Source organism: Streptomyces sp. NPDC041122 (genome assembly GCF_055592445.1).
On record NZ_JBVIYQ010000007.1, the window covers coordinates 464315 to 490860 of the forward strand.

Below are 26546 nucleotides of genomic sequence, written 5' to 3' on the forward strand. Positions count from 1 at the left end.
ATGCACCCCTGACAAGATCGCTCGAGGTCGGCGCGACGCGCACCGGTCGTCATACACGACCAGCCGCCGGTGGCGGTCCGGTCGTGGCCCTCTCCTCTCCGGTCGTCCCGCCAGTGCGCCGCCGACCGGTGCTCTCGCACGCGAAGGGTGCCTGAATGCATTTGCTGAGCGGTGCCGCTCCTCGTCTCTCCGCCGTGCCGGGACCCGGCACGGAGCTTGACCAAGTCCTGGCCCTCACCTCGGTGGAGCCCGTGTGGCGGTTGCCCGCCGACGCGTACCGGGAGGAGGCCGCCCAGCGGATGTACCGCCCGGAGTGGACCTGGGCCGCCTGGGGGCCGAACGGCCGGGTGCTGGCCCGCGCGCTGTGGTGGGGGCAGAGCGACAGCGCGCACCCGCTCGCGCTGGACTGTCTCGCCGTCGCGGACGAGGTGCCCGCCACCGAGCGGGCCGCTCTTGCCGCCGCGCTCCTCGACGCGGGGCACCAGTCGTTCCGTGCAGCGGGGGCCGGAGCCTCACCGCTGTACAACCTCATGAAGCTGCCCGGCTCGTGGCGGAACGACCCTGAGCACGTCGCCGCCGTGGCCTGGCGCCAGGAGGCCGCCCTTCGCGCGGGCCTGACGGTCGAGGTGGAGCGACTGCAGTTCGAGTGGACGCCCGAGGTCCCGCTGCCGGCCGAGCCCGAGCGGCTGGTCTTCTCGCCGGAACCGGACGACGAGGTGTTCCTGCAGGCGATGCTGCGGGTCGCCGAGGGCACGCTCGACGCCCACACCGTGGAGAGCGAGGCGGCCAACGGGCCGGAGGCCACGGCCCGCGAACGCCTGCGGTTCTACCTCGACCGCCCCGGCAAGCGGGACTGGTGGCGCCTGGCGCACACTCCCGACGGCGCCCTGGCCGGCCTCGCGATACCGTCGGCCACGCCGTACAGCCGCAACGTCGGCTATCTCGGCGTCGTGCCCGAACTAAGGGGCCGCGGCTACGTGTCGGAGATCCTGGCCGCCATCACCCGCTTCCAGGCCGAAGACGGTGCGGACCGCATCACCGCCACGACCGACCTCGGCAACGGTCCGATGGCGGCGGCCTTCACCCGCGCCGGATACCGCACCACGGAAGTCCGCCTCATCTTCTCCGAACCGCTGGACTAGAACGACGAACCCGCCTGGCGAACGCGGCGGAGGGCGGTGCACCGAGCAGGTTCGTCGAACGACCTTACGCAGTCCGCCAGTTCCTCCCGTCCATGGTGCTGGGGGAAGTCACCTCCTCGCCCCGCAGAGATGGGCCCGGCACCGGGCCGGGCCCGAGCGGTCGGGTGAGTGGGGGACCGAAGAGGCGGCCGGTTCGGCGTGCGTCAGGCGAAGTCCGCCGCGGTCATGCCGGCGGGATGTCCGGGCGGCCACTCCACCAACTCGATCCGGTAGCCGTCCGGGTCCGTGAGCCATGACGTCTTCGGGCCGTGGGATCCGCCCGGATACTGGAGCGCCTCGGGTCTCAGGCCGGCTTCGGTCAGCCTCTCCAGCGTGGCGTCGAGCCCGTTCACCTGGATGGCGAGGTGGTCGAAACCGCTGCCCACGTCGACCGGGCCGCTGCCGGGGCGGTGGACCAGTTCGAGGGAGGCGGCCGGCTCCTCGGGAAACTTGAGGATCACCAGGCGGGCCCCGTCACCGGTCTCGACCCTGCCCAGTTCGCGGTAGCCCAGAGCGGTGTAGAAACCGAGCGATCGGTCCAGGTCGCTGACGCGGTACGAGACGAAGAGCGTCTTCACGCGGCCTCCCCAGGCCGACGCACCCGGTAGCGCAGATGTGTGACGTCACGGTCCTCGAGTCGTCGGACGAGGTCGAGTTCGATGTGGTCGCCGCCCAGGTGGTCGAACAGCCGTCGTCCCTCACCGAGGAGGACCGGAACCACATGGATCTCCATCTCGTCCATCTGTCCGGCCCGGAGCAGCGCTTGGGCCGCCCCCGCTCCGTGGACCATGACAGGGCGGTCCCCAGCGGCAGCGCGAGCCTGACGGGCGCACTCCTCGACATCGGTGACGAAACGCGCGTGGCCGGGGGGAACGTCCGTCTCGTCCACCTGGTGGGTGAGCACGAAGATCGGCACGCCGCCGTGGTGATCTCCCTGCCAGCGTCCGGCGAGTTCGAAGGTGCGACGGCCGGAGATCACCGCGCCGGTCGCCAGCGCTTCGCGGTAGACCTGGCCGCTCGGGCCGTCGGACTCCCGGTCGTCGAGCCAGTTGAAGAGACGTCCACCGTTGCGTCCCAGTTCTTGCCCCGGCCGGTCGTCCGGGCCGGTGATGCAGCCGTCGAGCGACATCGACATGTACAGCCGAATCGGATGGTCCATCCCGGCCACCGTCTCTCCTCTGTGGCGCCGAGGTCCGGCGCGCGTCCCTCTGCCCGCCGACTGGGTGGGCCTGCCGACCATGAAGACTCCAGGTGACCGGAAAAATCATCGGAACAGGCCGATGGCGGCTCACGCGGGCCGTCGGCGCGGTGTCCCGGCGATCTCCACCACACGATCCGGCTGCAAGGTACGCGAGGGCATCAGTAGGAGCGTGGAATCGGCCCACGGGGAACCTTCCTCTACGCCCTGTAGAGGCCTGTAGAGGCCGTAGAGCCCCGTGGGTAGAGCCCCATAGAGCCCGGAGGGTCGTTACTTGGCGGCCTGCAGGGCCTTCTGCCAGACCGGGCTGTCCACGTAGTGGTTGTCGTACAGCTCCGAGGAGTTCTTGATCTCCTCGAAGCTTGCCTCCCCGCGCATCACCCGTCCGAGCAGGCGCAGATAGTCGAAGCGCGGCATGCCCGGGCTGAAGACGAACAGCACGTCCGCCTCCCGCCCCGGAGCCGCGGCGAAGGCGTGCGGGGTGTGCGGCGGCACCAGCAGGAAGTCGCCCTTCTCCAGGACCTTCACTTCGTCGTCGATCAACACCTGGAGGGCGCCGTCCACGACGAAGAACATCTCCGACGCTCTGGTGTGGAAATGCGCGGGAGCGCCGACCGCACCCTTCGCGAACGTGGAGCGGTAACTGGTGAGCGCGCTGCCGTCGCTGCCGTGGTCCGCGAGCAGGGTCATGACGCTGCTCGGGTCCGCGGTGGTCTCGGCGGTGGCGGCGCGGGTGAGGACGGCCTTGGGCGCGGTCTGCTCGTTCATCACGGGTTCTTCCTCTGCTGTGCTGTGCGGCTCCGGGCCTTCCCGGCGCCTTGTGAGTACAACTCTATGGAGCCAATAGACCTGTGATGAGGTGCATTTGAGGGCGTTGTTCATGGGTCAATTTTGTCGGTGTCGCCGACTCGCCGGGGCCGCGGCGGGGCACGCGGAACGGCGGCGCGGTGCGGACGGAATCCGGGGCCGGGTGACGGTCGGCGGCGAGCTCTGCGCGACATCACCCAAGGGGAGCCGGCCGCGAAACCTGCGAGTGAAGACCGTTCGGGACAACTCGCTCAGAAAAGATCAAAGACCCCGGCTGGACGGGGGAGACCAGCCGGGGCCGTGAGAGGTGGCACGCGGAGGGCGGTCGCCTCTCGGCGAAAGGCTCCATGGGGCTTCAGCCGAACGATCGTCCCCATGGGCTATAGGTGAGGCCCGGGGACACTGTCCCCTCCGCAGCCACACCTGAAGGAACGACGCCCGGTCCCGGGTTGTTCCGGACCGACCGCCCCATACCGGGTGACCTATGACACACCGGGCAATCGGCGGCCTGCCGCCCCTCTGCCAGAATCGCTCCCATGGCTGACCGCGACACGGATCACGAGTACCTGCTGGACAACCGGCAATCCGAGGCAGGGATCCGGTTCGAGGCGCTCAGCGAGCTGTTCGACCCGGTCACCTTCCGGCACATCGACGGGCTCGGCCTGACCGCGGGCATGCGGTGCTGGGAGATCGGCGCCGGCGGCCCCTCCGTACCCCTCGGACTGGCCGAGCGCGTCGGACCCACGGGAGCGGTGGTCGCCACCGACATCGACGTGTCCTGGACCCGCGACACCGCGGGCGGCGCGATCGAGGTGCTGCGCCACGACGTGGCCGCCGATCCGCCGCCACCCGGCGGCTTCGACCTCGTCCACGCCAGGCTGGTCCTCGTCCACGTCGCCGACCGCGCCGAGGCGCTGCGCCGAATGGTGCAGGCGCTGCGACCGGGCGGCCGGCTGCTCCTGGAGGACGCCGACCCGGGGCTTCAGCCCCTGCTGTGCCCGGAGGAGTCGGGCCCCGAGCAGCGGCTGGCCAATCGGCTGCGCTCCGGCTTCCGCGCGCTGATGGCGGCGCGCGGGGCGGATCTCGCGTACGGGCGGACCCTGCCCCGGCTGCTGCGCGAGGCCGGTCTGGACGACGTGCAGGCCGACGCGTACTTCCCGATCACCTCGCCTGCCTGTGTCGTCCTGGAGGCGGCGACGGTGCGACAGATCCGCCCCCTGCTCGTGGCCGAAGGCCTGGCCACCGACGAGGAGATCGACCGCCACCTGGCGAACGTGGCCACCGGACGCCTCGACCTCGCCACCGCGCCGATGATCTCCGCGTGGGGACGCAGGCCGTAGCGGCGGAAGGCCGGGGTGGCGGATCAAGGGGCGCGTGGTGAAGGGGAAAGCCGTGGTTGAGGGGGAAGTCGTGATGGAGGGTGAAAGGGAGAGCGGCATGGCGGCGGAAGCCGATGACATCGTCCTGAGCAAGCAGGATCTCCGTGAGGTCACCGCGTTCGCCGCCGCGTGTGCTGAGGCCGTCCTCGACGTGTTCGAGGCCGATCGAGGGGACGACCCGCGCCCGCGGGCCGCGATCGACGCGGCGTGGGCGTTCGCCCGGGGCGGCGAGCGGGGAAAGTCCTTGCGCGACACGGCGTGGGCCGCGCTCAAGGCCGCCAACGACACGGCCGGGCCGGCCGCGCGCGAGGCGGCCCGGGCGGCGATGGCCGCGGCAGGTGCGGCCTACTTGCACCCCCTGGCCAAGGCCACGCAGGTCAAGCACATCCTCGGCGCCGGGGCGCACGCGGCCAGAGCGGCCGAACTGGTCGCCGGGGACGACCGCAATGTCGGTGCCGAACAGGCGCAGCAAACGGCGCGGCGGGCGACCGTCGCCGTGGCCGACGTGCTGGCACGGTTTCCGGCGGCGCCGGGCGGCGGAGGCCGGGTCGGCGAACTGATCCGCATGCTGGACGGGGACGTCCGCGAACTCGGTGCCCTCCGCGACGCCCGCGATCCTTCGGGACCGTGACTTCCGTCGTACGTGGCGGAGGCCGTCTCGCGCACGGAAAATTCCCTGCCGTCACGGCGCCGGAGGTGCAGACTCGCCCCTATGGCGGACATGAAGGCGTTCCGGGACGCGGTCGACGACTGGGCGAGTGGCGGTTCCGACGGTGCCGGTGCGTCGGCGGGGGATCTGGCGGTGCGACTCGGAGTGCGGACCGTGGTGCTGCTGGAGGGGCCGAGCGACTTCGAGGCGGTGGAGGCGCTTGCCGCACGGCGGGGCCGGGACCTGGCCGCGGAAGGCGTGTGCGTCCTGCCGATGGGCGGGGCGATGAGCATCGGCCGCTACGCATCCCTCCTCGGGCCGCCCGGACTCGGGCTGCGCCTGACGGGACTGTGCGACGTGAACGAACAGGGCTTCTACGAACGGGGCCTTGAGCGGGCGGGCGCGCCGCACGACGGCTTCTTCGTGTGCGACGCGGACCTGGAGGAGGAGCTCATTCGCGCGCTGGGCACGGAGACGGTTGAGGAGATCGTCCGGGTCGAGGGCGACCTGCGAGCATGGCAGACGTTCGTGCGCCAGCCCGCACAACACGGCCGCCCCCGGGAACACCAGCTGCGACGCTTCCTGGGCACGAAGAAGGGCCGCAAGATCCGCTACGGCCGCCTGCTGACCGAGGCCCTGGCTCCCGATGAGGTGCCGGCCCCGCTCGACGCCCTCCTCACGAGCGTGTGAGGGCGCCGGCGAGGGCACGTACTACCCGAGTCGGCCGCCGGACCACGTCCCCACCCGCCTTCCGGCATCACGGACACCGCCAACCACCCGCGACGACGCGGTGGTTGCATCACGGATCGCCTCACGTGGCGTCCAGCAGATCGGTGACGAACTTGCGCAGCAGGCCCGCCCGCACGGGCAGGACGCCGTGGATGACCTGCGAGCCGTAGGCGACACCGGTACCCGCCGCGGCGTCGGTGATCCAGCGGGTGCGCTGTGCCGCGCGCAGCCAGGCAGGTTCCGTGTCGTGCAGGTGCGTGTCCGGTGAGGGCGCGTGCGGGAGCCGATGGGTGAGCGGGGTGCCGGGCAGGAAGCCTTCGGCTTCACCGACCACCTCGCCGGACCAGACGGTGTTGCTGGACGTCGTCTCGATGTAGAAGTCGCCGCCCTCGTCCGCGTCTTGTAGGACGACGCCGAGGCGCCCCAGACGGCGCGGGGCGGCGCCGGGTGCGGGTATCCCATCGAGATGGGTGGGCACCGCCGCGCCGGGGGCCAGCTCGGTATAACCCCACGGTGCCGCGGCGCTGATGGAGGGCATCGACTGGCGGATCGCCGGCAGGGCCCGCTCGGCGGCGAACCCGAGGATCTCCTGGGCCGGGGCGGGCGCGGGGAGTACCTCGGCCTGGAACCGCGGGGTCCAGCCGGTGCTTCGCTGCTCGGCGTCCATGATCTTGCGGAGCTGGGAGAGCTCGTCGGGGGTCAGGAACTCCTCGACGGTTTGCAGGGCCAGGGTCTCACTGATGTGAATCACGGTGTCCTCCGGAGCCTTCGGGAGCGGCGCTGCGGGGTGGTCCCCCGACCACCGTCAGGGAGGCGCCGGGGCCGGGCCAGGGTGCAGCGGGGGCGCAGAGAGGCGGACGGGCCCGTTCGCCGGCAGGCGCCGAAGCATTCGGGGGCCCGGGTACGCGGGTACGGCGGCACCATCGGTGAGGGTGCCGCCGTATCAGTGCAGCGGTCAGCCGACCGCACGGTCGGAGGCGCCGCCTCGCTGAGGGGCGCGCACGCAACTGCGCCGGCGCCCATCCGACATGCCGGGCACGCCGAGAGTCGAAGAGCGGCCGAGAGCGGCCCAGGCCCCGGTCGACGTCGTCGTGACCGGGGCCCGGAGACCTGAGGGTGGCTCAGTCCGTCTGCTTGTCCGCGTACTTGGGCAGGCAGAACATCAGCGTCCACATCAGGGCGAGGAGGCCACCGACCCACCACAGCACCGCAATGAACGCCTCGCGGTTGAGCGCGGGGTCGGGGGAGCCGTTGGTGGTGGTGAAGAACACCAGGGCGGTGAGCGCGGTACCGAGGGCGATGCCCAGATGCATGACGGTATTGAACAGGCCCGAAGCCGATCCGGCGTCCTCGTGCGGGATCCGCGCCAGCGACATGTCGGCGAGCGGGCCGCTGACCATGCCGAGACCGAAGCCGATCAGTACGACCGGGGCGGCCATCGCCGACAGGGTCGGCTCCGCCGCACCCGTGTCGGCCTGGATCCCGTAAGCGGCCATCGAAGCGAGCGTGACGAGGACTCCGGCCTGCGGCAGCCGGCGGGCGAAGCGTCCACCGCTCTTCGCCGTGACCGTCGCACCGGCCAGCTCCCCCAGGGAGAGCAGCACGAAGGCCAAGGCCGCGTGGAAGGGGGTCATGCCCAGACCGAGTTGGAGGTAGAGCGTCCAGGTCATGAAGAACAGCCCGCACAGCAGGCCGTGCAGCAACTGCGCGGCCATGCCGCCGGAGAACTGCCGAGTCCGGAACAGGGACAAGGGCACGAGGGGCGCGTCGTTCTGCTTGCGCCGCTGGTGGCGCAGGAAGACACCGAGCACGAGGAGGCCGGTGGCGAGCAGGACGAGGCACCAGAACGGCCAGTGGTGAAGATGTCCTTCGGTGAGAGGGAAGACGATCAGGACGATGGCCAGGGCGGACAGCAGCATGCCGATGAGGTCGAGCCGGCCGGCCTTCTTCATGGTCGACTCGGGAATGAACCTGCGTCCCAGAAGCAGGACGGTGAGGCCGACGGGCACGTTGACCAGGAAGATCGGCCGCCACGTCTGCCCGAACAGGTCCGCCTCGGTCAGCAGGCCGCCCACCACCGGGCCCAGGACGTTGGCGAGGGACATGACGGCGCCGTACAGGCCGAACACTTTGCTGCGGTTCTGCCCCTCGAAGGTGACATGCAGGGTGGCGAGGATCTGCGGGATCATCAGAGCCACTCCCACGCCCTGGACCCCGCGGGCACCGATCAGCACGCCCGGACCGGTGGCGAGGCCGCACAGCAGCGAGGCCGTGGTGAACACGACGGTGCCGATGAGGAGGATCCTGCGCCGGCCGCAGAGGTCGCCGAGGCGTCCGCCGGTGATCAGCCCGACGGCGATGGGCAGTGAATAGCCGGTGGTCAGCCACTGCACCGCGTCCGGCCCGGCGCCGGTCGACTCCTGGATGGCGGGCAGGGCGGTGAGGACGACCGACTGGTCGATCATGTCCATCAGCTCGGCGCCCAGGAGCACCAGGAGGGCGATCCAGGCGCCCAGACCCATCTTCGACAGGCCGGGTGCGGGGTGGGTCGGGGGCTGGGTGGTGTGCTGTGGCTCGTTGTCGAGTGCGAAGGAGGACACGACGGGAAGCTCCTGATCCGAAGGAATCGGGGGAGCCCTGCGGACAGCCACACCAAGGCCGGAGAACACGAAGGCCGGGGGCAGACGGCAGAGCTGCACCCGGGAAGGAAAAACTGCGGGAAGGGTGACGCAACTCAGGCCAGCGCGACGTCCGCCCCGGACACGTGCGACAAGACAGCACGTGGGGAACGCGGACGACTACATGGCCTGGTTAATAGGTCGTCACCTCAAGATCGATGCAGAAGGAACAGGAGCCTCGGCCGCCGAGATCCCCGACGCCGAGTCCTGACCACCGTATGCCACCTCAAGGGCCCTTCGCACCTCAGTATGCGAAGGACCGGGGCGGCTTCTGGACGGTCGGTCGGCTGGTCGCACAGCTGCGGCACTGCTCGGTTGATCGAGTGCGTACGGTGGCCGTGAGCGGGGCCGGGCCTTTCGGAGGCGGGCCCGAACGGGGAGGTGCGCGGGGTGGGCGAGACATGGACCGGTGTGAGAGAGCGCGTGCTCGCGCTTCGGGACGCGCCGAACCGGCGGGCGGTGTTCGGCGCGTACTTCAAGGAGTCCGGGCACGAGTTCGAGCTGCGGCCGGTTCTGACCGAGGAGCAGATGCGCGCGGTGGAGCGGCAGCGCGGAGTGCGCTTCCCCGCGGAGTACCGGAGCTTTCAGCTCGAGGTGGGCGCGGGCGGTGCGGGCCCGGACTACGGACTGTTCGCGATCGAGCCGCCTGAGCCAGGGGAGACCGCCCCGCCCCGCCGTGCCCTGCCGTTCCGCCCCGAGCGTACGGCGGAGTGGGAGCAGCACCAGGCGGCGGAGCCCTACCGTGCGGCCTACGGCGACTCCGCCGAGGACCACGAGCGGTTCCGCGCGGCCTACGCTGCCTGGGACGCACGCGACGACGAGCTCCTCGAATCGTTGACCGAGGGCGCGCTCTACGTGAGCGATCAGGGCTGCGCCTATTACACGCTCCTCGTGCTGACAGGTCCCGAGCGCGGCACGATGTGGCAGGACGTCCGAGCGGCGGCGGAGGGCGTGATCCCGTTCCATTTCCTCGACAGCACGGACCGGGTCACGTTCGCGCAGTGGTACATGCACTGGCTGACCTGCACGGAACGGCTGGCGTGGCGGGCGCCGGAGAGCGCAGAGGGAAGCGGGTCCTGAGGCATGCCGACGGGTCAGCGATCCCTGAGCCGTCCCTCATGGAGCCGGCTCGGACAGGGGAGTGTGGGGCGGGCCCGAGCAAGGCGAAGGCCCCGGAGCGTCCGCCACTCCGGGGCCTTCTGGCAACCAGCGGCTTTCCAGGGCCAGTTACTGCTTGTCGGACTCCTTGCCCATGACGATTCCGTAGGCCCAGTCGTCGTCGGTGTCCGCTTCGAGGGTGAGGGGCAGGACGCCCCGCACGCCGCGGAAGCGGACCTTCACGGTCACGTACTTCTTCGGGTCGACGGCGAAGTCGGCGGTCATCGGCCGCTGCGCCGCGTCACCCCACTTCGCCACCCACCTCTCCGCGGTCTTCTCGGCGTCCTCGCCGTCGTACGACAGCTTCGCCAGACCCTCCTCGTCATGCCGCTGGAGGCGCACGAGGGCCTTCTCGACCAGGGCCAGGGTCTCCGAGGCGGGCTGCCCGGTCACGGAGAGGTCGAGGTCGGCTCGGCCGTCCTTGACGTGCGGGGGTGTGTGATCGGTGGTGCACGCCCCGAGCAGGAGAGCCGTGGCCGCGACCATGGCGACCGCGGCGGTCAAGGGGGCCCGGCCGCGACCCCGCCCGTATCGGCTTCCACGTCTCAACTGCGCCTCCCGGGCTTCTCGTCCCGCGCACGCAGGCCCAGTGTGTTCTCGTTGTGCGGGTCGGCGGCCCACGCCTGCGCCAGTGACGTGACGTCGGCGCTCGCCCTGCCGGTTGGCCTGCACCGTCCTGGTCTCGGTGCGTTCCCCGACGACCTCGACGCGCTCGTCCTCGGGGCGAGCCCGAAGGACGGGGGCGGTGGCGTCGTCTCCGGCCGCTGGTTCGGCCACGGCGCTCACGCGCGCGGTGGCAGCCGCCTCGACCGCGCCGAGACCCGATACGGCGGCCTCCACGACAAGCAGTCCGGACAGCGGGAGGCACGTGGTCAACACACACCCGGATCTGCGCCTGCGACGTGTCGTCACACGTTCCCCTCCCAGTAGAAACAAGATCAAGAGGAGGGAAAGGTAGCCTGAGAATTTCGTGAACTAGGGGGCCGTAAGCACTGAAACGGACAGGCTGGAGGTCCTGAAGCGGACAGTCGGCCGGTGTTGTGCGTCACGGTGGACGGCCGTACGCCTTGGGAGCCCGTCGGATGACCGTGTGTGACATCGAGGCGATCTGCCGCGCTGCCGCCCCCATGCCTATCCTCACTCCGGAAAGGCAGAAGCACTGGCGCAGGAGGTATCGCGGCATGTCACCGTCCATACTCACCGTCGGACTTGATCCCGCGCTGGTGGACGCCGCGCCCTCGTCGCGGGCGGCGTTCCCCGAGCTCGACGCCGAGACGGTCAGGGTCGGGGTGGCCGCCGAGCGGGCGCGGCTCCAGGAGCTCGGCTTCACCGTCGACCTCTGCCTGCTCGACTACGGTCGCACGGCCGAGGCGGTCTACCGCGCCGCGCTGTCCCGGAAGGACTACGACATCGTGGTGATCGGCGCCGGCATCCGGCTGGACCCGGTGCTGACGCCGCTCCTCGAGGTCTTGGTCGACGCCACCCGCGAACTGGCACCCGGCGCGAAGCTCTGTTTCAACGTGAGCCCGACGACGACCGTTGAGGCCGTCCAGCGGTGGTGGCCCGAACGCAGGCCCCTGGTCTAGCACTTCTACCAGGTCTGCCCGTCAGCGCTGTGCTGGTCAACGGCTTGGGTGTGAGACGTGGCGCGCTGGGGGAGGGGCGGGTCGGTCGTTGGCGCCGACGCCGTGGTTCACAAACGATCTCCAAGGCCTGGGCGTCGGGCCGAGAATGCCCCGGTGCCCGACTGCGGGCGCGCTACGGTGCGATGGGCCCAGGCGTCTCGTCCGGCGGGGGAGAGGCGGGTGAAGGTGATGCGCTGTTGCTCGGGCTGGGCGGCAGGGGAGTGTCGGCGGGGACTGATGAGTCGCCCCGTGTGAGGAGCCGTGGCAGCAAGAGGAGGACGGCTGCCAGTACGGCGGCCAGAAGGACTACCGGGGCCTTGCGCAGTCCGGGGTGGATGACCCTCCGTACGCGGGTCGATGGCGAGGAGGTCGGGCTGAGGGCGGTGACTTGGCCGGCCCGGGCGTGCAGTGCGGCGCGGAGGCGGTCCTCGACGGCTGTCATGGCGTCTCCCTGAGTCTTCTGGCCAGAGCCGTGAGTAGCGCGGCTCGCCGTGGACTTCACGACGCCCCGGTCCGCGCCGCCTCCGTCTCGGCAGCCTGCAGCCTGATCGTCGACTTCCCACGGCCTCGGCCGAGCCACCCGCGCCTCAGGTCACCGGCCCCGGAATGATCCAAACAACCCCGTGAAGATCATTCCATTGGGAGTTCTTGGGCTCGGTCCGGTTCCAGGAGAGGGGATCCGATGTTCAGGTCCTCGTCGAGCTTCGCGACGACGGTGGTGGCGAGCGACGGGGCGTGCCGTGTAGTCCATTTTTCGACGGACGCCAAGAAGCCGAGCAACTGGTCCTGAACGGAGCCCAGGAGGTACGGCAGTTGCGCACGTGGCAGCTCGATGGGACGTCCATCCCGTTCATCTGCGTCAGGCCACAGCCGCACCATCGCCCCGACGTGTTCGATGCCCGGAGTAGGGTCGTGGCCGAGCCACGGCTCCTCGCCCCGCATCAGTGCGAGCCAGTCTCGCCAGCTCTCCAGGCCGAAGCAGCATCCGGGCACCACGGTGGCGCCGGTGTCGGTGCTCCGGATCCTCAGTCCGCCGGGAGCAGCGACATCCTCGGTCCTCAGCAGCTGGCTCATCTGCTCCGAGATCTCGGCGGAACCGTTGGCCTCAGTCTCACGATCGTCCACGTTGTAGCAGGTCAGAGCCGCCATTGCCGTGCCGAGCTCTCGCTCGGACAGTTCGCCGGACAGCGCCAGTAGATGATCTGAGGTCGGGTCAGCGAGGGGCCAGCGAGCGAAGTCGGTGGCGCCGTGGGTCTCCAGCACGGCATCCATGATCAGCACGACTCCAGTGTCGCTGTTGGGTGGCCTCACTTTCGCCCCGCTCAACGCCGGATGAGGCCGAGGTCCGTGGCCGTGGCGACGGCGGCGGTGCGGGAGTCGACGTCGAGTTTGGCGTAAATGCGGGCGAGATGGGATTTGACCGTGCCTTCGGTCAGGTGCAGACGTGCGCCGATTGCCTGGTTGGACAGACCGTCGGCGACCAGGGTGAGAACTTCGGTCTCGCGCCGGGTCAGGGCGGCGCCGGGGGAGCGGAGCCGGTTCATCAGCCGGTCCGCGACGCTGGGAGCGAGTGTGGTGCGGCCCGTGGCCGCGGTCCGTACGGCGGCGGCCAGGTCCTCGGGTGGGGCGTCCTTGAGGAGGTAGCCCGTGGCGCCGGCTTCGATGGCGGGCAGGGTGTCGGCGTCGGAGTCATAGGTGGTGACGATCAGTACGCGGGGGGCTCCGGGCCGGGCGGTGATCCGGGCGGTGGCCTCGGCGCCGCCCATGCCCTTGCCGAACTGCAGGTCCATCAGGACGACGTCGATGTCGCCCTCGGCGGCGCGGCTGACGGCGTCCTCGGCGGTGGCGGCTTCGGCCGTGACGACGAGGCCGGGCTCGGTTTCCAGCACGGCGCGCAGTCCGGCCCGTACGACCGGGTGGTCGTCGGCCAGGAGCAGGCGGATGGGTGCGTCGTCGGTCACGGGCGGTCCTCGGGCTCGGTGCCGGCCGGCTGGGAGAAGGGCAACCGGACGGCCAGGGCGGTGCCGTGGCCGGGGCCGGACTCGATGGTGAGGGTGCCGCCGAGGGCCTGGGTGCGGGCACGCATGGCGGCCAGCCCGAAGCCGCCGGTCTCGGGGTCGGGGGAGGGCAGGAGGGTGGGGTCGAAGCCGCGTCCGTCGTCGACGACGTCGAGGACGACATGGTCGACGAGGCAGTTGAGCGTGACGTCGACGGTGGCGGCCTCGGCGTGCTGGACGGTGTTGGCCAGGGCGGACTGGGCGATGCGCAGCAGTGCGACCTCGTGCGCGGTGGTGAGCGGGGCGGGGTCGCCGGTGAGGTGGAAGCGTGCGGTGATCCGGTGCCGGGCAGAGGTGGTGGTACACAGGCGTTCCAGGGCGTCGGCCAGGGTGGTGCCTTCCAGCGTGGGCGGGGTGAGGGCGGCGACGAAACGGCGGGCCTCGGCGAGGTTGTCGACGGCGGCCTGCCGGGCCTGGTCGACGTAGCGGGCCGCGTTCTCCGGGGCGTGGGGCAGCGCTCGATCGGCGGCGCGCAGCAACAACTGGATGCTGGCCAGGCCCTGGGCGGTGGTGTCGTGGATCTCGCGCGCCAGACGGTCGCGTTCGGCCAGTACGCCCGCGGTGTGCTGGGCTGCCGCCAGGTCGGCGCGGGTGGCGGTGAGTTGCTCGATCAGCCGGCGGCGGTGTTCGCTCTCCCGGTACAGGGCCTGGTAACCCCACACCACCGCGACGGCGACGGCCGCGCCGAGGGCAGGGCCGATGGCCATGGCGGGACCGAAGGAGTGCTGGTGGGCGGCGAAGCCCGCGACGGCCGAGGCGGCGGTGGCGGTCACGGCTGCCAGTGCGGTGCGGCGGGGCAGCAGATGCAGCTGGAGGAAGTAGAGCGGGAAGGCCACCCACACGGCGTCGGGGGACAGGGCCAGCAGCACCAGCCAGCAGGTGCCCACCACGGCCAGCCACAGTGCGGCGGCCCGCTGTGAGCGGCGTACGGCCGGCAGCGCGGGCCCCGCCGCGTACACCAGACCGCACACGGCTGCCGTGGCGATGATCCATCCGTCGTGGGGCCGGTCGTCGGCCACGGCCCGGCCGGCGGCCAGGGCGAGCAGGCCGACGATCAGCAGGTGCAGACACCAGGCCAGGGTCCGGGTGGTCGGGGTCAGGGCAGGGGCGGCAGTGTTCACAGTGCGTCCCAGGTTACGAAGCCGACGCCGGAGGAGCCTCCATCAAAAGTTAGAACCCGCGCGCCGTCTTTCGGCCCGCCAAGAGCTCTCCTGCGGCAGACGCGCGCACACGGGGCCGACGGCGACGGTGGAGGCCTACCGCTTCCGCCGCCGGAAAGGACAGGCCAAGGCCGTGTTCGTCGCCTGGAGAGACCTGAAGTTCGCCAAGGGGCGCTTCGCCCTCATGGGCGCCGTCATCGTGCTGATCACTCTGCTGGTCGGGCTGCTGTCCGGGCTGACGGCCGGCCTCGGACGGCAGAACATCTCCGCGATCACATCCCTGCCCGCCGACAAGATCGCCTTCCAGGATCCCGGCGGCGGTCGGGACCTGTCGTACGCCAATTCCACCGTCACACAGGCACAGTGGAGGAAGTGGTCCGAGGCGCCCGGTGTCGAGAGTGCCGATCCGCTGGGGATCGCCACGACCAGGGCCACCGCGGGGGATACGAGCATCGGGGTCTCGGCCTTCGGCGTCGGGCCCGGCTCCCGCCTCGCCCCGGACAGCGACAGGATCACCGGCAGCACGGCGGTGCTGTCCGCCGGCGCCGCCGACGACCTCGGCGTACGGGCCGGAGACTCCCTCACTCTGGCAGGCCGGCAGCTGACCGTGGCCGCCGTCCAGGGCGACGCCCACTACAGCCACACCCCGGTGATCTGGACCAGCCTGGACACCTGGCGCAAGACCGCCCCACCCGCCGGCGACGCGGACGGACCGACCGCGACCGTCATCGCCTTGAGTACCACCTCCGAAGCCGATACGGCGGCCACCGACCACCAGGCCGGCACCAAGACGGTCCCCACCGGCGACTCGCTGTCCGCGATCGGCTCCTACGCCTCCGAGAACGGCTCCCTGCAACTGATGCGTGGCTTCCTCTTCGCGATCTCCGCCCTTGTCATCGGGGCCTTCTTCACCGTCTGGACCATTCAGCGCAGCGGTGACGTCGCCGTCCTCAAGGCTCTGGGCGCCTCCACCGCCAACCTGCTCAAGGACGCCCTCGGCCTGGCAGTCGTCCTGCTCGTCGGCGGCACCCTCATCGGTACCGGCATCGCCGCCGCCCTCGGCGCACTCGTATCCGGCTCCGCCGTGCCGTTCCTCCTCACTCCCGCCACTGTCCTGATCCCGGCGGCCGTGATCATTCTTCTCGGCGCGCTCGGGGCCGCCCTGTCCATCCGCCGCATCACCTCTGTCGACCCGCTGACCGCCCTGGGGAGCGCCCGATGAGTCTTAACCTGACCGGAATCACCCTCACTTACCCCGACGGCGAAACCCGCCTGACCGCTCTCGACCAGGTCAGCCTGGCGGTCGCCAAGGGCAGCCTGACCGCCGTGGTGGGCCCCTCCGGCTCCGGCAAGTCCAGCCTCCTCGCGGTCGCCGCCACCCTGATCACCCCCGACACCGGCACCGTCACCATCGACGGGCAGAGCACCACCGGCCTCACCCGTGGCGAACTGACCGAACTGCGCCGCCACAAGATCGGCATCGTCTTCCAGCAGCCCAACCTCCTCCCCTCCCTCACCGCCGCCGAACAACTCCAAGTCATGGCTCAGATCGACGGCCGCAGGCCCCGCACCGCCCGCACCCGAGCGCTGGAACTCCTCGATGCCGTCGGCCTCGCCGGCCAGGCCGATCGCCGCCCTCACCAGCTCTCCGGTGGCCAGCGCCAGCGCGTCAACATCGCGCGCGCCCTGATGAACGACCCCACCGTCCTCCTGATCGACGAGCCCACCAGCGCCCTCGACCGTGAACGAGGCGCCGCGGTCCTGGACCTCATCACCCGCCTCACCCACCAGCAGGCCACCGCGACAGTCCTGGTCACCCACGACCGCACCCACCTCACCGCCGCCGACCGCATCACCGAGGTCCACGACGGGCGCCTTTGCCTTCCATCCACGTGCCGGTGAGGGAGCGGCTCACCGGCAACGGGTCGGCAACGGGCTACGCGTGGTTTAGAACATTCTCGTGAGCCCCCGTTCAACGTGCGCCGTGGGCGTATCAGGCGGCGGACGCTGATCGACGGCTGTGCCCCGCCGATCAGTCGACTCCTTCGATGATGCGGAAATCGCGCTGAAAACCGTCAGGGAGGGCCACCATCGCCTCCTGGTATGCCTCGCTCTCGTATGCCGCGACGGCCTGTTCGAAGGTGTCGAACTCGATCAGAACGGCGCGTTGCGTGATGCCGGCCTCGTGGGCGACGACTCGACCGCCACGGGACGGAATCCGGGACAGGGCGCGACCGCCCCCAGCCCGGACAGCCGCACCGGCCAGCTTGTCGTAGGCGGTCAGCCTCTCAGGGTCGGAATCGGCGGGGTAGACACTGACCCAGTAGCCCTTACCCATGAAAACCTCCTGTGTTCGGCCGGACACGTCCGACGTCGAATTGCCCCTCGGATCGATCGATCCCGACGACGAGTGCCGCAGTCAATTGCACCGTCATACGCGCAGGTTAGGGCTTGATGCGCGGCCGAGGGAAAGACCGGTTCGGGATAGGCTCAGAACGGATCGTTATCAATCGGCGGGGAGGGCGCGTGGCGCCGGATACGGTGAGCCTGCGGTACTTCCTGGTGCTGGCGCAGGAGTTGAACTTCACCCGCGCGGCCGCCCGGATCGGCATCGCACAGCCCGCACTCAGCGCCCGGATACGCCGGTTGGAGGCGGAGCTCGGGACGGCCCTGCTGGTCCGCAACACGCGTAGCGTCGTACTGACCACGGCCGGTGCGGCTTTGGCGGAGTCGGCGCCGCCCGCGCTGGCGGCGCTGGACCGGGCCTGGGACACCGCTCGGAGCGCGGCGGCCGGTGAACTGGGTACGCTGCGCATCGGATACAGCCTCAGCACCGGGGCCGAAACGGCACCGGCCCTGGTGGACAGGCTGATTCGCGGCAACACCGGACTCGATGTCGGCGCGGTCCCGATGGCGACACCGGAGATCTCCCCCGCGGTCGCCGACGGGCGTATCGATGCCGGGATCACCCGCGGTGAACAGCCGGGCCGCGACGTGCGGCGGTCCCTGCTGCGGCGTGAGCGCGTCGGGGTCCAGCTGGCGCAGCACCATCCGCTGGCCGAACTCCCGGAGATCGAGGTCGCCGACGCGGCCGCGTATCCACTGCGCCTCCCGGACCGTGCGGCCAACCCCGTGATCCACGATCAGCTGTCCGCACTGTTCCGGGACACCCGACCACACCCCCGATTCCGCACGCCCGCAGTCTCCTTCGACCTGTCTCAGCGCGACCTGCGCGACGGGGTCACCCTCGCCCCGGCCGGAGAAGCCGCGGCCACGGCACAACCGGCCGGTCTCACCTGGCGACCGCTGCGAGGCGCGCCCGGCCTGACGATCCACCTGGTCCTCCCACGCGACCAGTCGCCGCTGCACCGCCGCATCCGCGCCGTCGCCAGAACCCTGGCGCACGAGCTGCGCTGGCTGCCGGACTGACGCGCGAGGGGTCAAGCGAGACGGATGCCGTGAGGTGGCGAGGCCGAAGACCGTGCGCCCGGCGGATGTCACGGGGACCTCCTCGACGTCGTGGCCGCGCAGAACCTGACGTGCACGCGTCGCTCTATAGTCGGCCGTGGGATCACAGATACTCGGGGGGCTCGAACACATGCGACGTACAAGACCAGGGGGCGTGGTCGCTCTGCTGAGCGCTGTCGGTCTGCTGCTGCTCACTGCTTGCGGGACGCTGCATGCCGGGCCGGCCGGCGCGGCGAGTCCGACGGAGTCGCCGCGTTGGCAGACGTTCGCGCCGTTCGGGGTGACCGCCGCCCGCCTCGCCGACGACCGGCGCACGCTCAGCGTCGACGCCGAGGTGCCCGGCGGCGGGAAGACATGTGCCCGCGATCTGAAGGCGGTCGTCACCGACACCTCGAAGCGCACCGTATGGGTGCAGGTGACGTTCTCCGCCCTGACGGGCGGCGCCCCGCACGACGACTGCCGTGCAACCGCGACGGCCACGGCGAAGGTACGGCTGCCCTCCCCGCTCGGTCACCGTGAACTGGCCATGGACACCAACACGGCGTTCACCGCCGACGGCGCCCACCTGCCCGAGCTGCGCCTGTGCGGCGAACGGGGCTGCCACCCCGCTCCCACCGGCTGCACCCCCGCCTCCTACGACCAGGCGGTGATGGCTCTCGACGTTCCGAACCACACCATGCGCGGCGAGGAGCACTGCGATGGGAAGTGGCTGGTGTTCGACGTCTCCTCGCGCATGGGCCCGGCCTGCGCCGAGGGCGCCGGTCAGGGCTGCGGGGCGAGCCTCGGCGACCGGTGGTTCTTCCGTGCCGAGAAGACGGGCTGGAAGCCGATTGCCCGCAGCAAGAAAGGCGGATGCGTCGACGTGCACCGCATCGAGCCCGCCTTCCCGTCCGCCCTGTGCGCCGGCCTCCAGCCGCTCGGCAAGTCGAACTAGTGCCGCATCAGCCAACGTTCGCCCTGTAGTGCCTCAGATCGCGGACGGCGAAAGTCTCGCCGGACGTGATGTCGGGAATCCGTCAGCATGCTCGCGGCCGGTCGGGCGAGAATCCGCTCATGATCGCTGCAACGCAGGGAATCCGCATCCGGCATCGCGGGTATGAACCGCAGGTCCATCCCACCGCCTACGTCGCCCCGACGGCCACTCTGGCCGGTGATGTCCGCGTGGGGCCGAGAGCGCGGGTGTCGCTGGCGGCGCCCTCGTCCATGCGCGAGCCGTTCTGCCGGACGAGTACTTCGTGCCGCCCACACCGTGGCGCTCGACGCGCCAGTGCGCCTGCTGGCCCCCGGTGATCCGGGCTTGGCCGAGGCCGTCGGGCGGGTGGGCTTCGCGCAGGTGGCGTTCGGTGTCGACGCGGAGTGGACCGACCGGATCAGCCGGTACGAGCAGATCGCGGAGGTGCGCGTCGCCGAGCTCGGCACGCACGCGGACGATGAGGTTCTGAATCCCGGCTAGCGCCACATCAGTGACCCTTGTGCTGTGCTGTGCTGAGGTGACGCGGCGCCGTCGGGATTCCACTCCAGCGGCGCGCGTCCGGCACGCTGTGCCGGTGGCGGAGCGAGTGCGGCTCCGGTTGTCCGGTCCGAGCCGGACGACAACAGAGCCTCGCCGTACCCGACGCCCCGGCATCGCGCTCCGACACCTGGAGTGCCGTGGTGCTCCGGCCCTGAGCGACGGGCCCTGCACGACCGGTCAACTACGGGAGCGGCTCGGAGGCATCACCTCCACGTGGCGGGCAACGGTGGGCGTCGGCCCCGTCCGAGGAACCGCGATCAACCGACGCACACGACGAAGTGCGTGAAACCCCGCAATATCTCCCTGCTGTGGGAACGGAAGTCCAGGTGGAACTTGGGACCCATGAGACTGGCGTCGCCCGAGCGCAGGATGGACACGTGCACTGAAGTACCTGCAACACGGTTGTGCCGGCCAGCGGCGCGCCGGCCCCACCCCGCCACGGGGCTCGTCCCGGCGAACCAGGAAGCGGCGAGGGCGTATTCGTCCGCCGGCACGGACGCCGTCGTACCTCAGTTCCTCTGCAGGGTGCGGGTGACGCCCGAGATGAGGGCGGTCGTCAGCAGCCAGCCGAAGGCGATGAGCAGGTAGGACAGCCACTGGAGGCCGCCGTGCGACCAGTACCAGGCCGTGCGCTGACCCAGACCTCCGATGGGGATCAAGAGGTCGAGGGTGTAGACGAGGGGCTGCAAGGGCGCGCCTTCGCCTTGCTTGACCGGGCTGGGGGAGTGGGTGCCGAAGGACACCGTGCCCAGCAGAGTCAGTGCGAGCAGCCAGACGCCTGCCAGCCAGGGGCGATAGCCATAGCCGACGGTCGCGTCGATCAGGTGCCCCCACGCACGCGCGGCCGGACGCAGCGTCCGACGCCGATGGCGCTGTTTGGCCAGGAGTACGCGCCGCGCCTCGTCGTCGTGGCCGGCCTTGCGTTACCAACTCGCCAACTGCTCATACGGCTGCGGGCTGTAGCCGGGCCCGCGACGGATCCACGCCACGCGGCGCGCGACGGAATCCCTGCCCCCCACCGAGTCCCTGCGCCCCGCCGCGTCGTCCCGTCGCCCGCCCGTCTCGTCCGACCTGATGGAGCCGTAGACGAAGCCGTCCAGTTCCACCACCTCCGGCCAGCTCTGGTCGCTGTCGTGGAGGTACGACACGTGCGCGCCCCGCAGGTCCACGACACCGGACGGCGGCCGGGCCGGCGTGAAATCGAAGTCGACGGCCTGCACCAACGCCGCCTCCACCGACGGTCCGTGGCTGTCCGGGGGTCCGTGCAGGACGGCCCCGGCAAAGGTCAGATCCGAGGCCTGAGCGCCCCGCAGCCGCACCGTACCGTGAGCGGTGAACCCGTCGGAGAAGTCGAGCGTCGAGGCCACGGCATTGTCCAGGGCGAGCGCCACCCCGCGCGGGCCGGGATGGTCCAGCAACGCTCCTCGCATGTGCAGTCCGTCCGGCAACTGCGCCCCCATGAGACGGACTTCGCCGTGCGCGACAAAGCCGTCCTTGCAGTAGAAGCCCCCCTCGGCGACCAGCCCGCCGGCCGAGAGCGCCCACTCCCCGGGTGCGTTGATCTCGGCACCGTTGAGGTTCACGGCGCCGCTCACGTGGGCGTTGATGAGGGACAAGGCGGTGACCCGACGGTGGAAGGGCGAGGCGGATCCGCTTTCCAGGCGGCAGCGCCGCAGATCGAGGCGCCCCTCGACCCGGACCGAGCCGGCCTCCACGCCCGGCACTCGGCTGCTCACGATCGCGATGGACTGGGCCGAAGCTCCGGAGAGGTCCACTCCCTCCTCGAACCAACAGTGCTCCAGCCAGAGGGCGTGAGCGATCTGTGCGCCGGCCAGGTTGAGGCGTCCGGATATCCGCGCCCCGGCGAGCCTCAGACAGGCGACGGCGCTCGGCTGCTCGGCGTTGGCCCCCTGGAGGAGTGCCACGATCACGGCGGCACGGACCGTCCGCTCGGGGCCCCATCGGTCACCTCCGAAAGCGTGGTCGTCCTCGGGCACACCCGCGCACAGGTCGACGTGGCGGCCTTGGGGGAACGCGTCCCACAGCGCGCGCTCGGGAGAAGTCAACTCGTCGTATGAGAGCACTCGTTCAGCGTAGTGATCTTCTCGAGAGGTCGACCGACGCGGTGATGTGGGATTCGCTCGTGCTCGGCGTATTCGACGTGCGTGAGGGCTCGGGGGACTCGGGAGACTCGGGGGCTCGACCCGATGGACGTTGGGTCAGTGGCCCTCTTGACCGTGGCAGGATGGCCCCATGTTGATCCGAAAGGGCGATGCCGCGTAGGCGCCCCAAGGCCGTCCGCGCGCAGCGGTGGCGGCCCCGATGGCAGTATCCGGTCCTGCGGGTCTCCGGCGTCTCCGCGCGGACTCGCGCGGCGATCCGCCGCGTCGAGGACCAGGAGATGTGGCCCAACGCGGTCGCCCACGCCCTCGCGTGCCTAGAGCACCGCTTCCAAGAATCCGGGCGCTACTTGGAGGCCACAGCGTTCGACTCGCCCGGTGTGTGTGACGCCCGTGACGACCTGGAGTGGGTGATGCTCTACCTTCCACCCGGAGCCAAGCGGGACTTGGGACGATTGATCACACGCATCGACGAGGAGCTCGAGCGCCGCACCTTGCCGGAACGCAACCTCAACGAATGGGCGGCGCGCTGGTGGTGGACCAGAATTCCGGAACGTTGACGACCGCCGTGCTGGCCGTCCCCTCCCACCCCCACCCCCTCCGCGACCGCTCCCAACGACCTGTTCCAGGGTGAGTCCGCCGAGCGAATAGCCCTGGTTCGCGCTGACATTGACGCGCCAGCAAGCCAGCAAGCCAGCAAGCCAGCCAGTTGGCCAACCTCGACGACCACAGCCGCGTGCGCGCCTCCGCGCGGGCGGCTACGGGGCCGCGCTCACTCCGGCGAACTCGCGCCCTTGACGATCCGCAGCAGATACGTGTCCATGATCCACCCATGCCGCTCCCGGGCCTCCGCGCGGATCCGGCGGATACGGTCGGACACCTCACGCAACGGCCCCGCGACGAGGAGTTCTTCGGGGGTGCCCAGATAGGCGCCCCAGTAGATCCACACGTCGTCGCCCTCGACCTGGGTGAACGACTCGTGTGCGTCCAGCATGACGACGATGTCGCCGTCGTCGTTCTGGCCCACGTCGGCGAGGCGACGGGCCGGGGTGATGTGCACCGGTCGGCCCACCTGGTTGAGCGGGATGCGGTGCCGGGCGGTCAGGGAGGCGACGCTGGTGATGCCGGGGATCACCTCGACCTGGACGGAGAGCGCGCCGCGGTCCTCGATGTCGCCGAGGATGCCGAGCGTGCTGTCGTAGAGGGAGGGGTCGCCCCAGACGAGAAACGCGCCCGTCTCGCCGGCCGTCATCTCCTCGCGCATCGCGCGTTCGAAGATGTCACCGCGCCGCTCGCGCCAGTCCTGGACGGCCGCGGCGTAGTCGGAGCGGTCCATCGGCCGCCGGTCGCGGCTCGGATCCTCGACCTCCACCACGCGGTACGGGCCCTGCGCGTGCTCCTCGATCATCTGGTGGCGCAGGTCCGTGAGGGACGCCTTGTGAGGGCCCTTGCCGACGATGAAGAAGACGTCGGCCCGGCGAATCGCCTTCACGGCCTGGAGGGTCAAGTGGTCGGGGTCGCCGGCCCCGATGCCGATGACGAGGATCGCGCGCTGCTCGGTGTTCATGCGGGCAGTCTTCCAGGGCCGGATCGGGTGACGCGCACAGGCCCAGGGCGCCGGTCACGGGGGAACGGACGGTGGCCCGGGCGCCACCCGCTCTGCTTTTCGGTTCCTCTTCGCCGCTGGATACGAGAGGACAGCTCGGTGCCCGGGGTGAGCCGGATTCCTCACGGTGCGCGATCGGGTCCATCACCGCTTCAAGCCCTGATCCGGACCCCCCCCACGCATGCGTTCGCGTCGTGGCGCGTCGCGGCCGTCGGCGTCGGCGTCGGCGGCCGGGCAAGCCGCTCACGTCACCCGAGACGCTCAGGCCGGCTGGTCGGGATCGCAACTCGCCCGGCGCCGACCGATGGCCAGCTGGGCCGCGCGAAGGGCGGCCCGGTCGCCGTGGCGAACGACGTGCACGCTGCCCTCGACCTCCTCGAGGAAGGCGGATGCGACCGGCGCCTGCGAGGACAGGTGCCAGATCACGCCACTGGGCGGCTGCAGGCCACGGACACCTTGGAACAAGGTACCCAGCCCCTGCCCGGCGGCGCCGGGAGCGGAGCTGTCGATCAGCACGATGTCGGGCAGCAGCGCGCGGGCCTGGGCCAGGGCCTGGACGGGCCCGCTCGCGTGGGAGATCACCCGAAAGTGCGGGCCGTCCTGCACGAGGGGACGCAACGACGCGGCCACGGCGTCGTCGGCCACGATCAGCACGGTCATCATGCAACCAGCTTGCCCCCGCCGCGGGGACTGTGCTTGTTCGGCAGCCCTGGCGGAGGGAGCGGGGGCGCGGAGCGCCTGCCTGGCTGCTGCGTCGGCCCCACCGGAGGTGGGCTGCTGAGCATTTAGAGCAGGCGCCGTGGACGCCCCGCGTCTGCGTCACGGTGCGTAGTCGCCGAGCGCCGCGAGTAAGCGCGCGGGCCGTCGCGGCGAGCGGGGGCACGAGCCCATGACGCCTTTACGTTCAGGTGCAGGTCGCGCAGGTCGCGGTAGCTGAGCGACCGGGCCGTACAAAAGTAAGTGTCGTGCCCGTCGTGAATGCGGGAGGATCCTGTGCCCGAACTGGTCGGACACGTAAGAGTGGTCGCTCTCCACCTTCAACTCCCCGTCCTGCTGGGCGCCTTCGAGCAGGCGGGCGAGGTCGAGGCAGTGGGTGAAAGCTTGTTGGTAGAGAGCTCCGAGGGCACCGGCGTAGTCGGCGGATCAGGCGTAGTCGGCGGATCAACCCGCCCACGACTTGCCCCCGACCACGGCAGAGCTCCGCGTCGCCACGAGGCGAACGCGGAGCTCTGGGCCGGCTGAGCGTGTGTGTGGGGGGCTGTTACTCGGTTGCCGTCAGGCCGGTGCGGAGCTTGGCGATGAGCTTGCTGATGAGGCGGGAGACGTGCATCTGGGAGCAGCCGAGTTCGGCGGCGATGTCGCTCTGGGTGTGCTCTTCGACGAAGCGGAGGTGGATGATGCGGCGCTCGCGCTCGTCGAGGTCGGCGATGAGGGGGGCGAGGGAGTGGAAGTTCTCGACGAGTTCGTAGCGGTCTTCGTCGATGCCGATGAAGTCGGCGAGCATGGTGTCGGACTCGTCGTCCTTGCCGGAGACGGCGGCGTCCAGGGAGACGCTGCTGTAGCCGTTGGAGGCCTTCTGTGCCTCGGTGACCTCGGAGGGGTCGAGTTGCATCAGTTCGGCCAGTTCGGCGGTCGAGGGGGAGCGGCCCAGGCGGGTGCGCAGTTCCTCGGTGGCCTTGGACAGTTCGATGCGGGCTTCCTGCAGGCGGCGGGGCACGTGGACGGCCCAGGAGGTGTCGCGGAAGAAGCGCTTGATCTCGCCGGTGATGTAGGGCACCGCGAAGGAGGTGAACTCGACTTCGCGGGTGAGTTCGAACCGGTCGATCGCCTTGATGAGGCCGATGGTGCCGACCTGGACGATGTCTTCCATCTCCTGCTGGCCGCGGTGCTTGAAGCGGGAGGCCGCGTACTGCACGAGGGAGAGGTTCATCTCGATCAGGCAGTTGCGGACGTAGCTGTACTCGCGCGTGCCCTCTTCGAGGTGGGTGAGGCGGTCGAAGAAGTGCCGACCGATCTCACGGGCATCCGTGGGGCGGACCGAGGAAGGGTCGGCGTAGGCGCGCTCGATCAGGTCGTCCGGGGTCCGTGCGGCTGCGTGGGGGGTGTGCTCGGGTGCCGTCACGGCGTGCATGAGGGTGCTCCCTGGGTGGTGTCGGCGGATTGCGGCGAGGTGTCGCGTGAGTGGTGGGGTCTCGACTGTTGGGTCATGCGCGCTGCCGTAAGACGGCTGTCGGCGCGAGAGCTGTCCGCAGGCGTGATGGCACGGCGCGTGGAGGGCAGCGCGAACTCGGTGGGGGAGCAGGCCACTGCCCTCCCCGGCTCGGCCGTCGCGCTGAACAACCTGTCGGTACGGGTGATGCGCAGCAGCCGCGCGACGAGAGGACTGGCCGAGCGGATGCGCAGGGTCTTGCCCGCCTCCAGGGCCGCCGTGCGGACCTGCAGCAAGACCCTGAGACCGGCGACATCGCAGAACCGCAACGGCTCAAGTTCCAGATCCAGTCCTGCAACCGACAGGTCCAGGGCGGTGCGCAACGCCTCGTGGAAGGCGGAGGCGACATCGATGTCGACCTCACCGCGTACCAGCACGTCGATCCGCTCGCCGCGATCGCAGGTCTCGATGAGGGGGACCGTGGGAACCGTATGGACGGACAGCGGATCGCCGTTCGTATCAACTGCGGTCCAGATCGCAGGCTCCATACCGTCGAGCACCGCCCCCACCTCCCGTTCTGTTCGTTGGCGCCCCACAGCTTGGTACGAACTTCGAATCACGTCAACTGAGACCGGAAAAGTAATTCGTGTTTCATGTGGCGGGTGACGTTCTAGACTGGCCGGATGGAGGAGCTGACCACGTCACACGCTGGGTGGACGTTCTTGACCAACCACGCCCGAGTGCTGGCCGCGATCGCCGACAACCGGCAGGTCCGCATACGGGATCTGGCGGTGCACTGCCGCCTGACCGAGCGGGCCGTCCAACGCATCATCACCGACCTCGAAGAGGCCGGTTACCTTTCCCGCACGCGGGAGGGCCGCGGCAACATCTATGCGATCGACCCCTCTAAGATCCTGCGTCACCCGGCTGAGGCCGACGTGAGCGTGGCCTCTTTGCTGGCGCTGCTCGCGCGCGACGAAGCCGACCGCACCACCCCCGCACTGCACATGTCCTGAACAGGGCACGACATGTCCTGAACAGGGCACGGCACACCACAAGCGTGTGGGGG

Annotated in this window: 27 protein-coding genes and 1 pseudogene; 13 read left to right on the top strand and 15 right to left on the bottom strand. The window is 70.4% G+C overall.

Annotated elements, in window-relative coordinates; all coding sequences use genetic code 11:
- Nucleotides 1-155: 155 nt before the first annotated feature.
- Nucleotides 156-1142, top strand: coding sequence for a GNAT family N-acetyltransferase (locus tag ACZ6B8_RS26410; protein WP_471608875.1), 987 nt, complete (start codon nt 156-158; stop codon nt 1140-1142).
- A 203-nt stretch (nt 1143-1345) separates the two neighbouring features.
- Here ACZ6B8_RS26410 and ACZ6B8_RS26415 read toward each other — a convergent pair whose 3' ends face one another.
- The 3 genes from ACZ6B8_RS26415 to ACZ6B8_RS26425 all read right to left on the bottom strand — a co-directional run bounded on the left by ACZ6B8_RS26415 (nt 1346) and on the right by ACZ6B8_RS26425 (nt 3147).
- Nucleotides 1346-1759, bottom strand: coding sequence for a VOC family protein (locus ACZ6B8_RS26415; protein WP_471608876.1), 414 nt, complete (start codon nt 1757-1759; stop codon nt 1346-1348).
- The gene (locus ACZ6B8_RS26420; protein WP_471070886.1) at nt 1756-2340 is read right to left on the bottom strand and encodes a dihydrofolate reductase family protein; all 585 of its coding nucleotides are present in this window, start codon (nt 2338-2340) and stop codon (nt 1756-1758) included. Before ACZ6B8_RS26420 ends, ACZ6B8_RS26415 begins: the two co-directional genes overlap by 4 nt.
- Nucleotides 2341-2649: 309 nt before the next feature.
- Nucleotides 2650-3147, bottom strand: coding sequence for a cupin domain-containing protein (locus tag ACZ6B8_RS26425; RefSeq protein WP_471070883.1), 498 nt, complete (start codon nt 3145-3147; stop codon nt 2650-2652).
- Nucleotides 3148-3722: 575 nt separating this feature from the next.
- On the opposite strand from ACZ6B8_RS26425, the gene ACZ6B8_RS26430 reads away from it, so the two are divergent.
- The 3 genes from ACZ6B8_RS26430 to ACZ6B8_RS26440 all read left to right on the top strand — a co-directional run bounded on the left by ACZ6B8_RS26430 (nt 3723) and on the right by ACZ6B8_RS26440 (nt 5904).
- Nucleotides 3723-4526 (top strand): methyltransferase domain-containing protein, encoded by an 804-nt coding sequence (locus tag ACZ6B8_RS26430; RefSeq protein WP_471070880.1) that lies wholly within the window; start codon nt 3723-3725, stop codon nt 4524-4526.
- Nucleotides 4527-4623: 97 nt separating this feature from the next.
- Complete coding sequence (locus tag ACZ6B8_RS26435) at nt 4624-5196, top strand: putative immunity protein (RefSeq protein ID WP_471070877.1); 573 nt, start codon at nt 4624-4626, stop codon at nt 5194-5196.
- Between the two features lie 81 nt (nt 5197-5277).
- On the top strand, nt 5278-5904 hold the full coding sequence (locus tag ACZ6B8_RS26440) for a TOPRIM nucleotidyl transferase/hydrolase domain-containing protein (protein ID WP_471070874.1): 627 nt from the start codon (nt 5278-5280) through the stop codon (nt 5902-5904).
- A gap of 121 nt (nt 5905-6025) precedes the next feature.
- On the opposite strand, the gene ACZ6B8_RS26445 is transcribed toward ACZ6B8_RS26440, so the two are convergent.
- Together ACZ6B8_RS26445 and ACZ6B8_RS26450 are read right to left on the bottom strand one after the other, a co-directional pair.
- Complete coding sequence (locus ACZ6B8_RS26445) at nt 6026-6694, bottom strand: hypothetical protein (protein WP_471070871.1); 669 nt, start codon at nt 6692-6694, stop codon at nt 6026-6028.
- A 370-nt stretch (nt 6695-7064) separates the two neighbouring features.
- The gene (locus tag ACZ6B8_RS26450) at nt 7065-8543 is read right to left on the bottom strand and encodes an MFS transporter (protein WP_471070868.1); all 1479 of its coding nucleotides are present in this window, start codon (nt 8541-8543) and stop codon (nt 7065-7067) included.
- A gap of 468 nt (nt 8544-9011) precedes the next feature.
- On the opposite strand from ACZ6B8_RS26450, the gene ACZ6B8_RS26455 reads away from it, so the two are divergent.
- Nucleotides 9012-9701: an SMI1/KNR4 family protein gene (locus tag ACZ6B8_RS26455; RefSeq protein ID WP_471070865.1), complete on the top strand. Its 690-nt coding sequence runs from the start codon at nt 9012-9014 to the stop codon at nt 9699-9701.
- A gap of 147 nt (nt 9702-9848) precedes the next feature.
- On the opposite strand, the gene ACZ6B8_RS26460 is transcribed toward ACZ6B8_RS26455, so the two are convergent.
- A complete protein-coding gene (locus ACZ6B8_RS26460; RefSeq protein ID WP_471070862.1) occupies nt 9849-10283 on the bottom strand; it encodes a hypothetical protein in 435 nt (144 codons plus the stop codon).
- Nucleotides 10284-10960: 677 nt separating this feature from the next.
- On the opposite strand from ACZ6B8_RS26460, the gene ACZ6B8_RS26465 reads away from it, so the two are divergent.
- The gene (locus tag ACZ6B8_RS26465) at nt 10961-11365 is read left to right on the top strand and encodes a hypothetical protein (protein ID WP_471070859.1); all 405 of its coding nucleotides are present in this window, start codon (nt 10961-10963) and stop codon (nt 11363-11365) included.
- 669 nt (nt 11366-12034) lie between these two features.
- Here the strand turns inward: ACZ6B8_RS26465 and ACZ6B8_RS26470 are convergent.
- The 3 genes from ACZ6B8_RS26470 to ACZ6B8_RS26480 are packed head-to-tail and all read right to left on the bottom strand — an operon-like array spanning nt 12035 to nt 14582.
- A complete protein-coding gene (locus ACZ6B8_RS26470) occupies nt 12035-12685 on the bottom strand; it encodes a hypothetical protein (RefSeq protein WP_471608877.1) in 651 nt (216 codons plus the stop codon).
- Between the two features lie 41 nt (nt 12686-12726).
- Nucleotides 12727-13365, bottom strand: coding sequence for a response regulator (locus ACZ6B8_RS26475; RefSeq protein WP_471608878.1), 639 nt, complete (start codon nt 13363-13365; stop codon nt 12727-12729).
- Nucleotides 13362-14582 (bottom strand): sensor histidine kinase, encoded by a 1221-nt coding sequence (locus tag ACZ6B8_RS26480; RefSeq protein ID WP_471608879.1) that lies wholly within the window; start codon nt 14580-14582, stop codon nt 13362-13364. Before ACZ6B8_RS26480 ends, ACZ6B8_RS26475 begins: the two co-directional genes overlap by 4 nt.
- A gap of 172 nt (nt 14583-14754) precedes the next feature.
- Between ACZ6B8_RS26480 and ACZ6B8_RS26485 the strand changes: the two genes are divergently transcribed.
- On the top strand, nt 14755-15843 hold the full coding sequence (locus ACZ6B8_RS26485) for an ABC transporter permease (protein WP_471608880.1): 1089 nt from the start codon (nt 14755-14757) through the stop codon (nt 15841-15843).
- The gene (locus ACZ6B8_RS26490) at nt 15840-16523 is read left to right on the top strand and encodes an ABC transporter ATP-binding protein (protein ID WP_471608881.1); all 684 of its coding nucleotides are present in this window, start codon (nt 15840-15842) and stop codon (nt 16521-16523) included. Before ACZ6B8_RS26485 ends, ACZ6B8_RS26490 begins: the two co-directional genes overlap by 4 nt.
- Nucleotides 16524-16653: 130 nt before the next feature.
- Here ACZ6B8_RS26490 and ACZ6B8_RS26495 read toward each other — a convergent pair whose 3' ends face one another.
- Nucleotides 16654-16959: a DUF1330 domain-containing protein gene (locus ACZ6B8_RS26495; protein ID WP_471070840.1), complete on the bottom strand. Its 306-nt coding sequence runs from the start codon at nt 16957-16959 to the stop codon at nt 16654-16656.
- Nucleotides 16960-17147: 188 nt separating this feature from the next.
- Between ACZ6B8_RS26495 and ACZ6B8_RS26500 the strand changes: the two genes are divergently transcribed.
- The 3 genes from ACZ6B8_RS26500 to ACZ6B8_RS26510 all read left to right on the top strand — a co-directional run bounded on the left by ACZ6B8_RS26500 (nt 17148) and on the right by ACZ6B8_RS26510 (nt 19542).
- Nucleotides 17148-18050: a LysR family transcriptional regulator gene (locus ACZ6B8_RS26500; RefSeq protein ID WP_471608882.1), complete on the top strand. Its 903-nt coding sequence runs from the start codon at nt 17148-17150 to the stop codon at nt 18048-18050.
- Nucleotides 18051-18219: 169 nt separating this feature from the next.
- Nucleotides 18220-19023 carry a hypothetical protein gene (locus ACZ6B8_RS26505; RefSeq protein WP_471608883.1) on the top strand — a complete coding sequence of 268 codons (804 nt, stop codon included), beginning with the start codon at nt 18220-18222 and terminating at the stop codon, nt 19021-19023.
- A 315-nt stretch (nt 19024-19338) separates the two neighbouring features.
- The gene (locus ACZ6B8_RS26510; RefSeq protein WP_471608884.1) at nt 19339-19542 is read left to right on the top strand and encodes a hypothetical protein; all 204 of its coding nucleotides are present in this window, start codon (nt 19339-19341) and stop codon (nt 19540-19542) included.
- Between the two features lie 569 nt (nt 19543-20111).
- On the opposite strand, the pseudogene ACZ6B8_RS26515 reads toward ACZ6B8_RS26510, so the two are convergent.
- A pseudogene (locus ACZ6B8_RS26515) lies at nt 20112-21686 on the bottom strand (oxidoreductase).
- 188 nt (nt 21687-21874) lie between these two features.
- Here ACZ6B8_RS26515 and ACZ6B8_RS26520 point away from each other — a divergent pair.
- A complete protein-coding gene (locus tag ACZ6B8_RS26520; protein ID WP_471608885.1) occupies nt 21875-22282 on the top strand; it encodes a hypothetical protein in 408 nt (135 codons plus the stop codon).
- 212 nt (nt 22283-22494) lie between these two features.
- Here the strand turns inward: ACZ6B8_RS26520 and cobF are convergent, their stop codons facing one another.
- The 4 genes from cobF to ACZ6B8_RS26540 form a co-directional block, all read right to left on the bottom strand.
- The gene (gene cobF / locus ACZ6B8_RS26525; RefSeq protein ID WP_471070826.1) at nt 22495-23289 is read right to left on the bottom strand and encodes a precorrin-6A synthase (deacetylating); all 795 of its coding nucleotides are present in this window, start codon (nt 23287-23289) and stop codon (nt 22495-22497) included.
- Between the two features lie 300 nt (nt 23290-23589).
- Nucleotides 23590-23991, bottom strand: a complete 402-nt coding sequence (locus ACZ6B8_RS26530) for a response regulator (RefSeq protein WP_471608886.1) — start codon at nt 23989-23991, stop codon at nt 23590-23592.
- Nucleotides 23992-24589: 598 nt separating this feature from the next.
- Nucleotides 24590-25459, bottom strand: a complete 870-nt coding sequence (locus ACZ6B8_RS26535) for a SigB/SigF/SigG family RNA polymerase sigma factor (protein ID WP_471608887.1) — start codon at nt 25457-25459, stop codon at nt 24590-24592.
- On the bottom strand, nt 25447-26037 hold the full coding sequence (locus ACZ6B8_RS26540) for an STAS domain-containing protein (protein WP_471608888.1): 591 nt from the start codon (nt 26035-26037) through the stop codon (nt 25447-25449). Before ACZ6B8_RS26540 ends, ACZ6B8_RS26535 begins: the two co-directional genes overlap by 13 nt.
- A 123-nt stretch (nt 26038-26160) precedes the next feature.
- Between ACZ6B8_RS26540 and ACZ6B8_RS26545 the strand changes: the two genes are divergently transcribed.
- A complete protein-coding gene (locus ACZ6B8_RS26545) occupies nt 26161-26493 on the top strand; it encodes a helix-turn-helix transcriptional regulator (protein WP_471070814.1) in 333 nt (110 codons plus the stop codon).
- Nucleotides 26494-26546: the final 53 nt, after the last annotated feature.

Bases quoted from the DNA above. Each gene is read 5' to 3' on its own strand.
- ACZ6B8_RS26520 (WP_471608885.1), top strand. From the start codon at position 21,875: ATGCCGCGTAGGCGCCCCAAGGCCGTCCGCGCGCAGCGGTGGCGGCCC.
- ACZ6B8_RS26420 (WP_471070886.1), bottom strand. From the start codon at position 2,340: ATGGACCATCCGATTCGGCTGTACATGTCGATGTCGCTCGACGGCTGC.
- ACZ6B8_RS26490 (WP_471608881.1), top strand. From the start codon at position 15,840: ATGAGTCTTAACCTGACCGGAATCACCCTCACTTACCCCGACGGCGAA.
- cobF (WP_471070826.1), bottom strand. From the start codon at position 23,289: ATGAACACCGAGCAGCGCGCGATCCTCGTCATCGGCATCGGGGCCGGC.
- ACZ6B8_RS26410 (WP_471608875.1), top strand. From the start codon at position 156: ATGCATTTGCTGAGCGGTGCCGCTCCTCGTCTCTCCGCCGTGCCGGGA.
- ACZ6B8_RS26495 (WP_471070840.1), bottom strand. From the start codon at position 16,959: ATGGGTAAGGGCTACTGGGTCAGTGTCTACCCCGCCGATTCCGACCCT.
- ACZ6B8_RS26530 (WP_471608886.1), bottom strand. From the start codon at position 23,991: ATGATGACCGTGCTGATCGTGGCCGACGACGCCGTGGCCGCGTCGTTG.
- ACZ6B8_RS26430 (WP_471070880.1), top strand. From the start codon at position 3,723: ATGGCTGACCGCGACACGGATCACGAGTACCTGCTGGACAACCGGCAA.
- ACZ6B8_RS26435 (WP_471070877.1), top strand. From the start codon at position 4,624: ATGGCGGCGGAAGCCGATGACATCGTCCTGAGCAAGCAGGATCTCCGT.
- ACZ6B8_RS26425 (WP_471070883.1), bottom strand. From the start codon at position 3,147: ATGAACGAGCAGACCGCGCCCAAGGCCGTCCTCACCCGCGCCGCCACC.
- ACZ6B8_RS26505 (WP_471608883.1), top strand. From the start codon at position 18,220: ATGCGACGTACAAGACCAGGGGGCGTGGTCGCTCTGCTGAGCGCTGTC.
- ACZ6B8_RS26545 (WP_471070814.1), top strand. From the start codon at position 26,161: ATGGAGGAGCTGACCACGTCACACGCTGGGTGGACGTTCTTGACCAAC.
- ACZ6B8_RS26465 (WP_471070859.1), top strand. From the start codon at position 10,961: ATGTCACCGTCCATACTCACCGTCGGACTTGATCCCGCGCTGGTGGAC.
- ACZ6B8_RS26440 (WP_471070874.1), top strand. From the start codon at position 5,278: ATGGCGGACATGAAGGCGTTCCGGGACGCGGTCGACGACTGGGCGAGT.
- ACZ6B8_RS26535 (WP_471608887.1), bottom strand. From the start codon at position 25,459: ATGCACGCCGTGACGGCACCCGAGCACACCCCCCACGCAGCCGCACGG.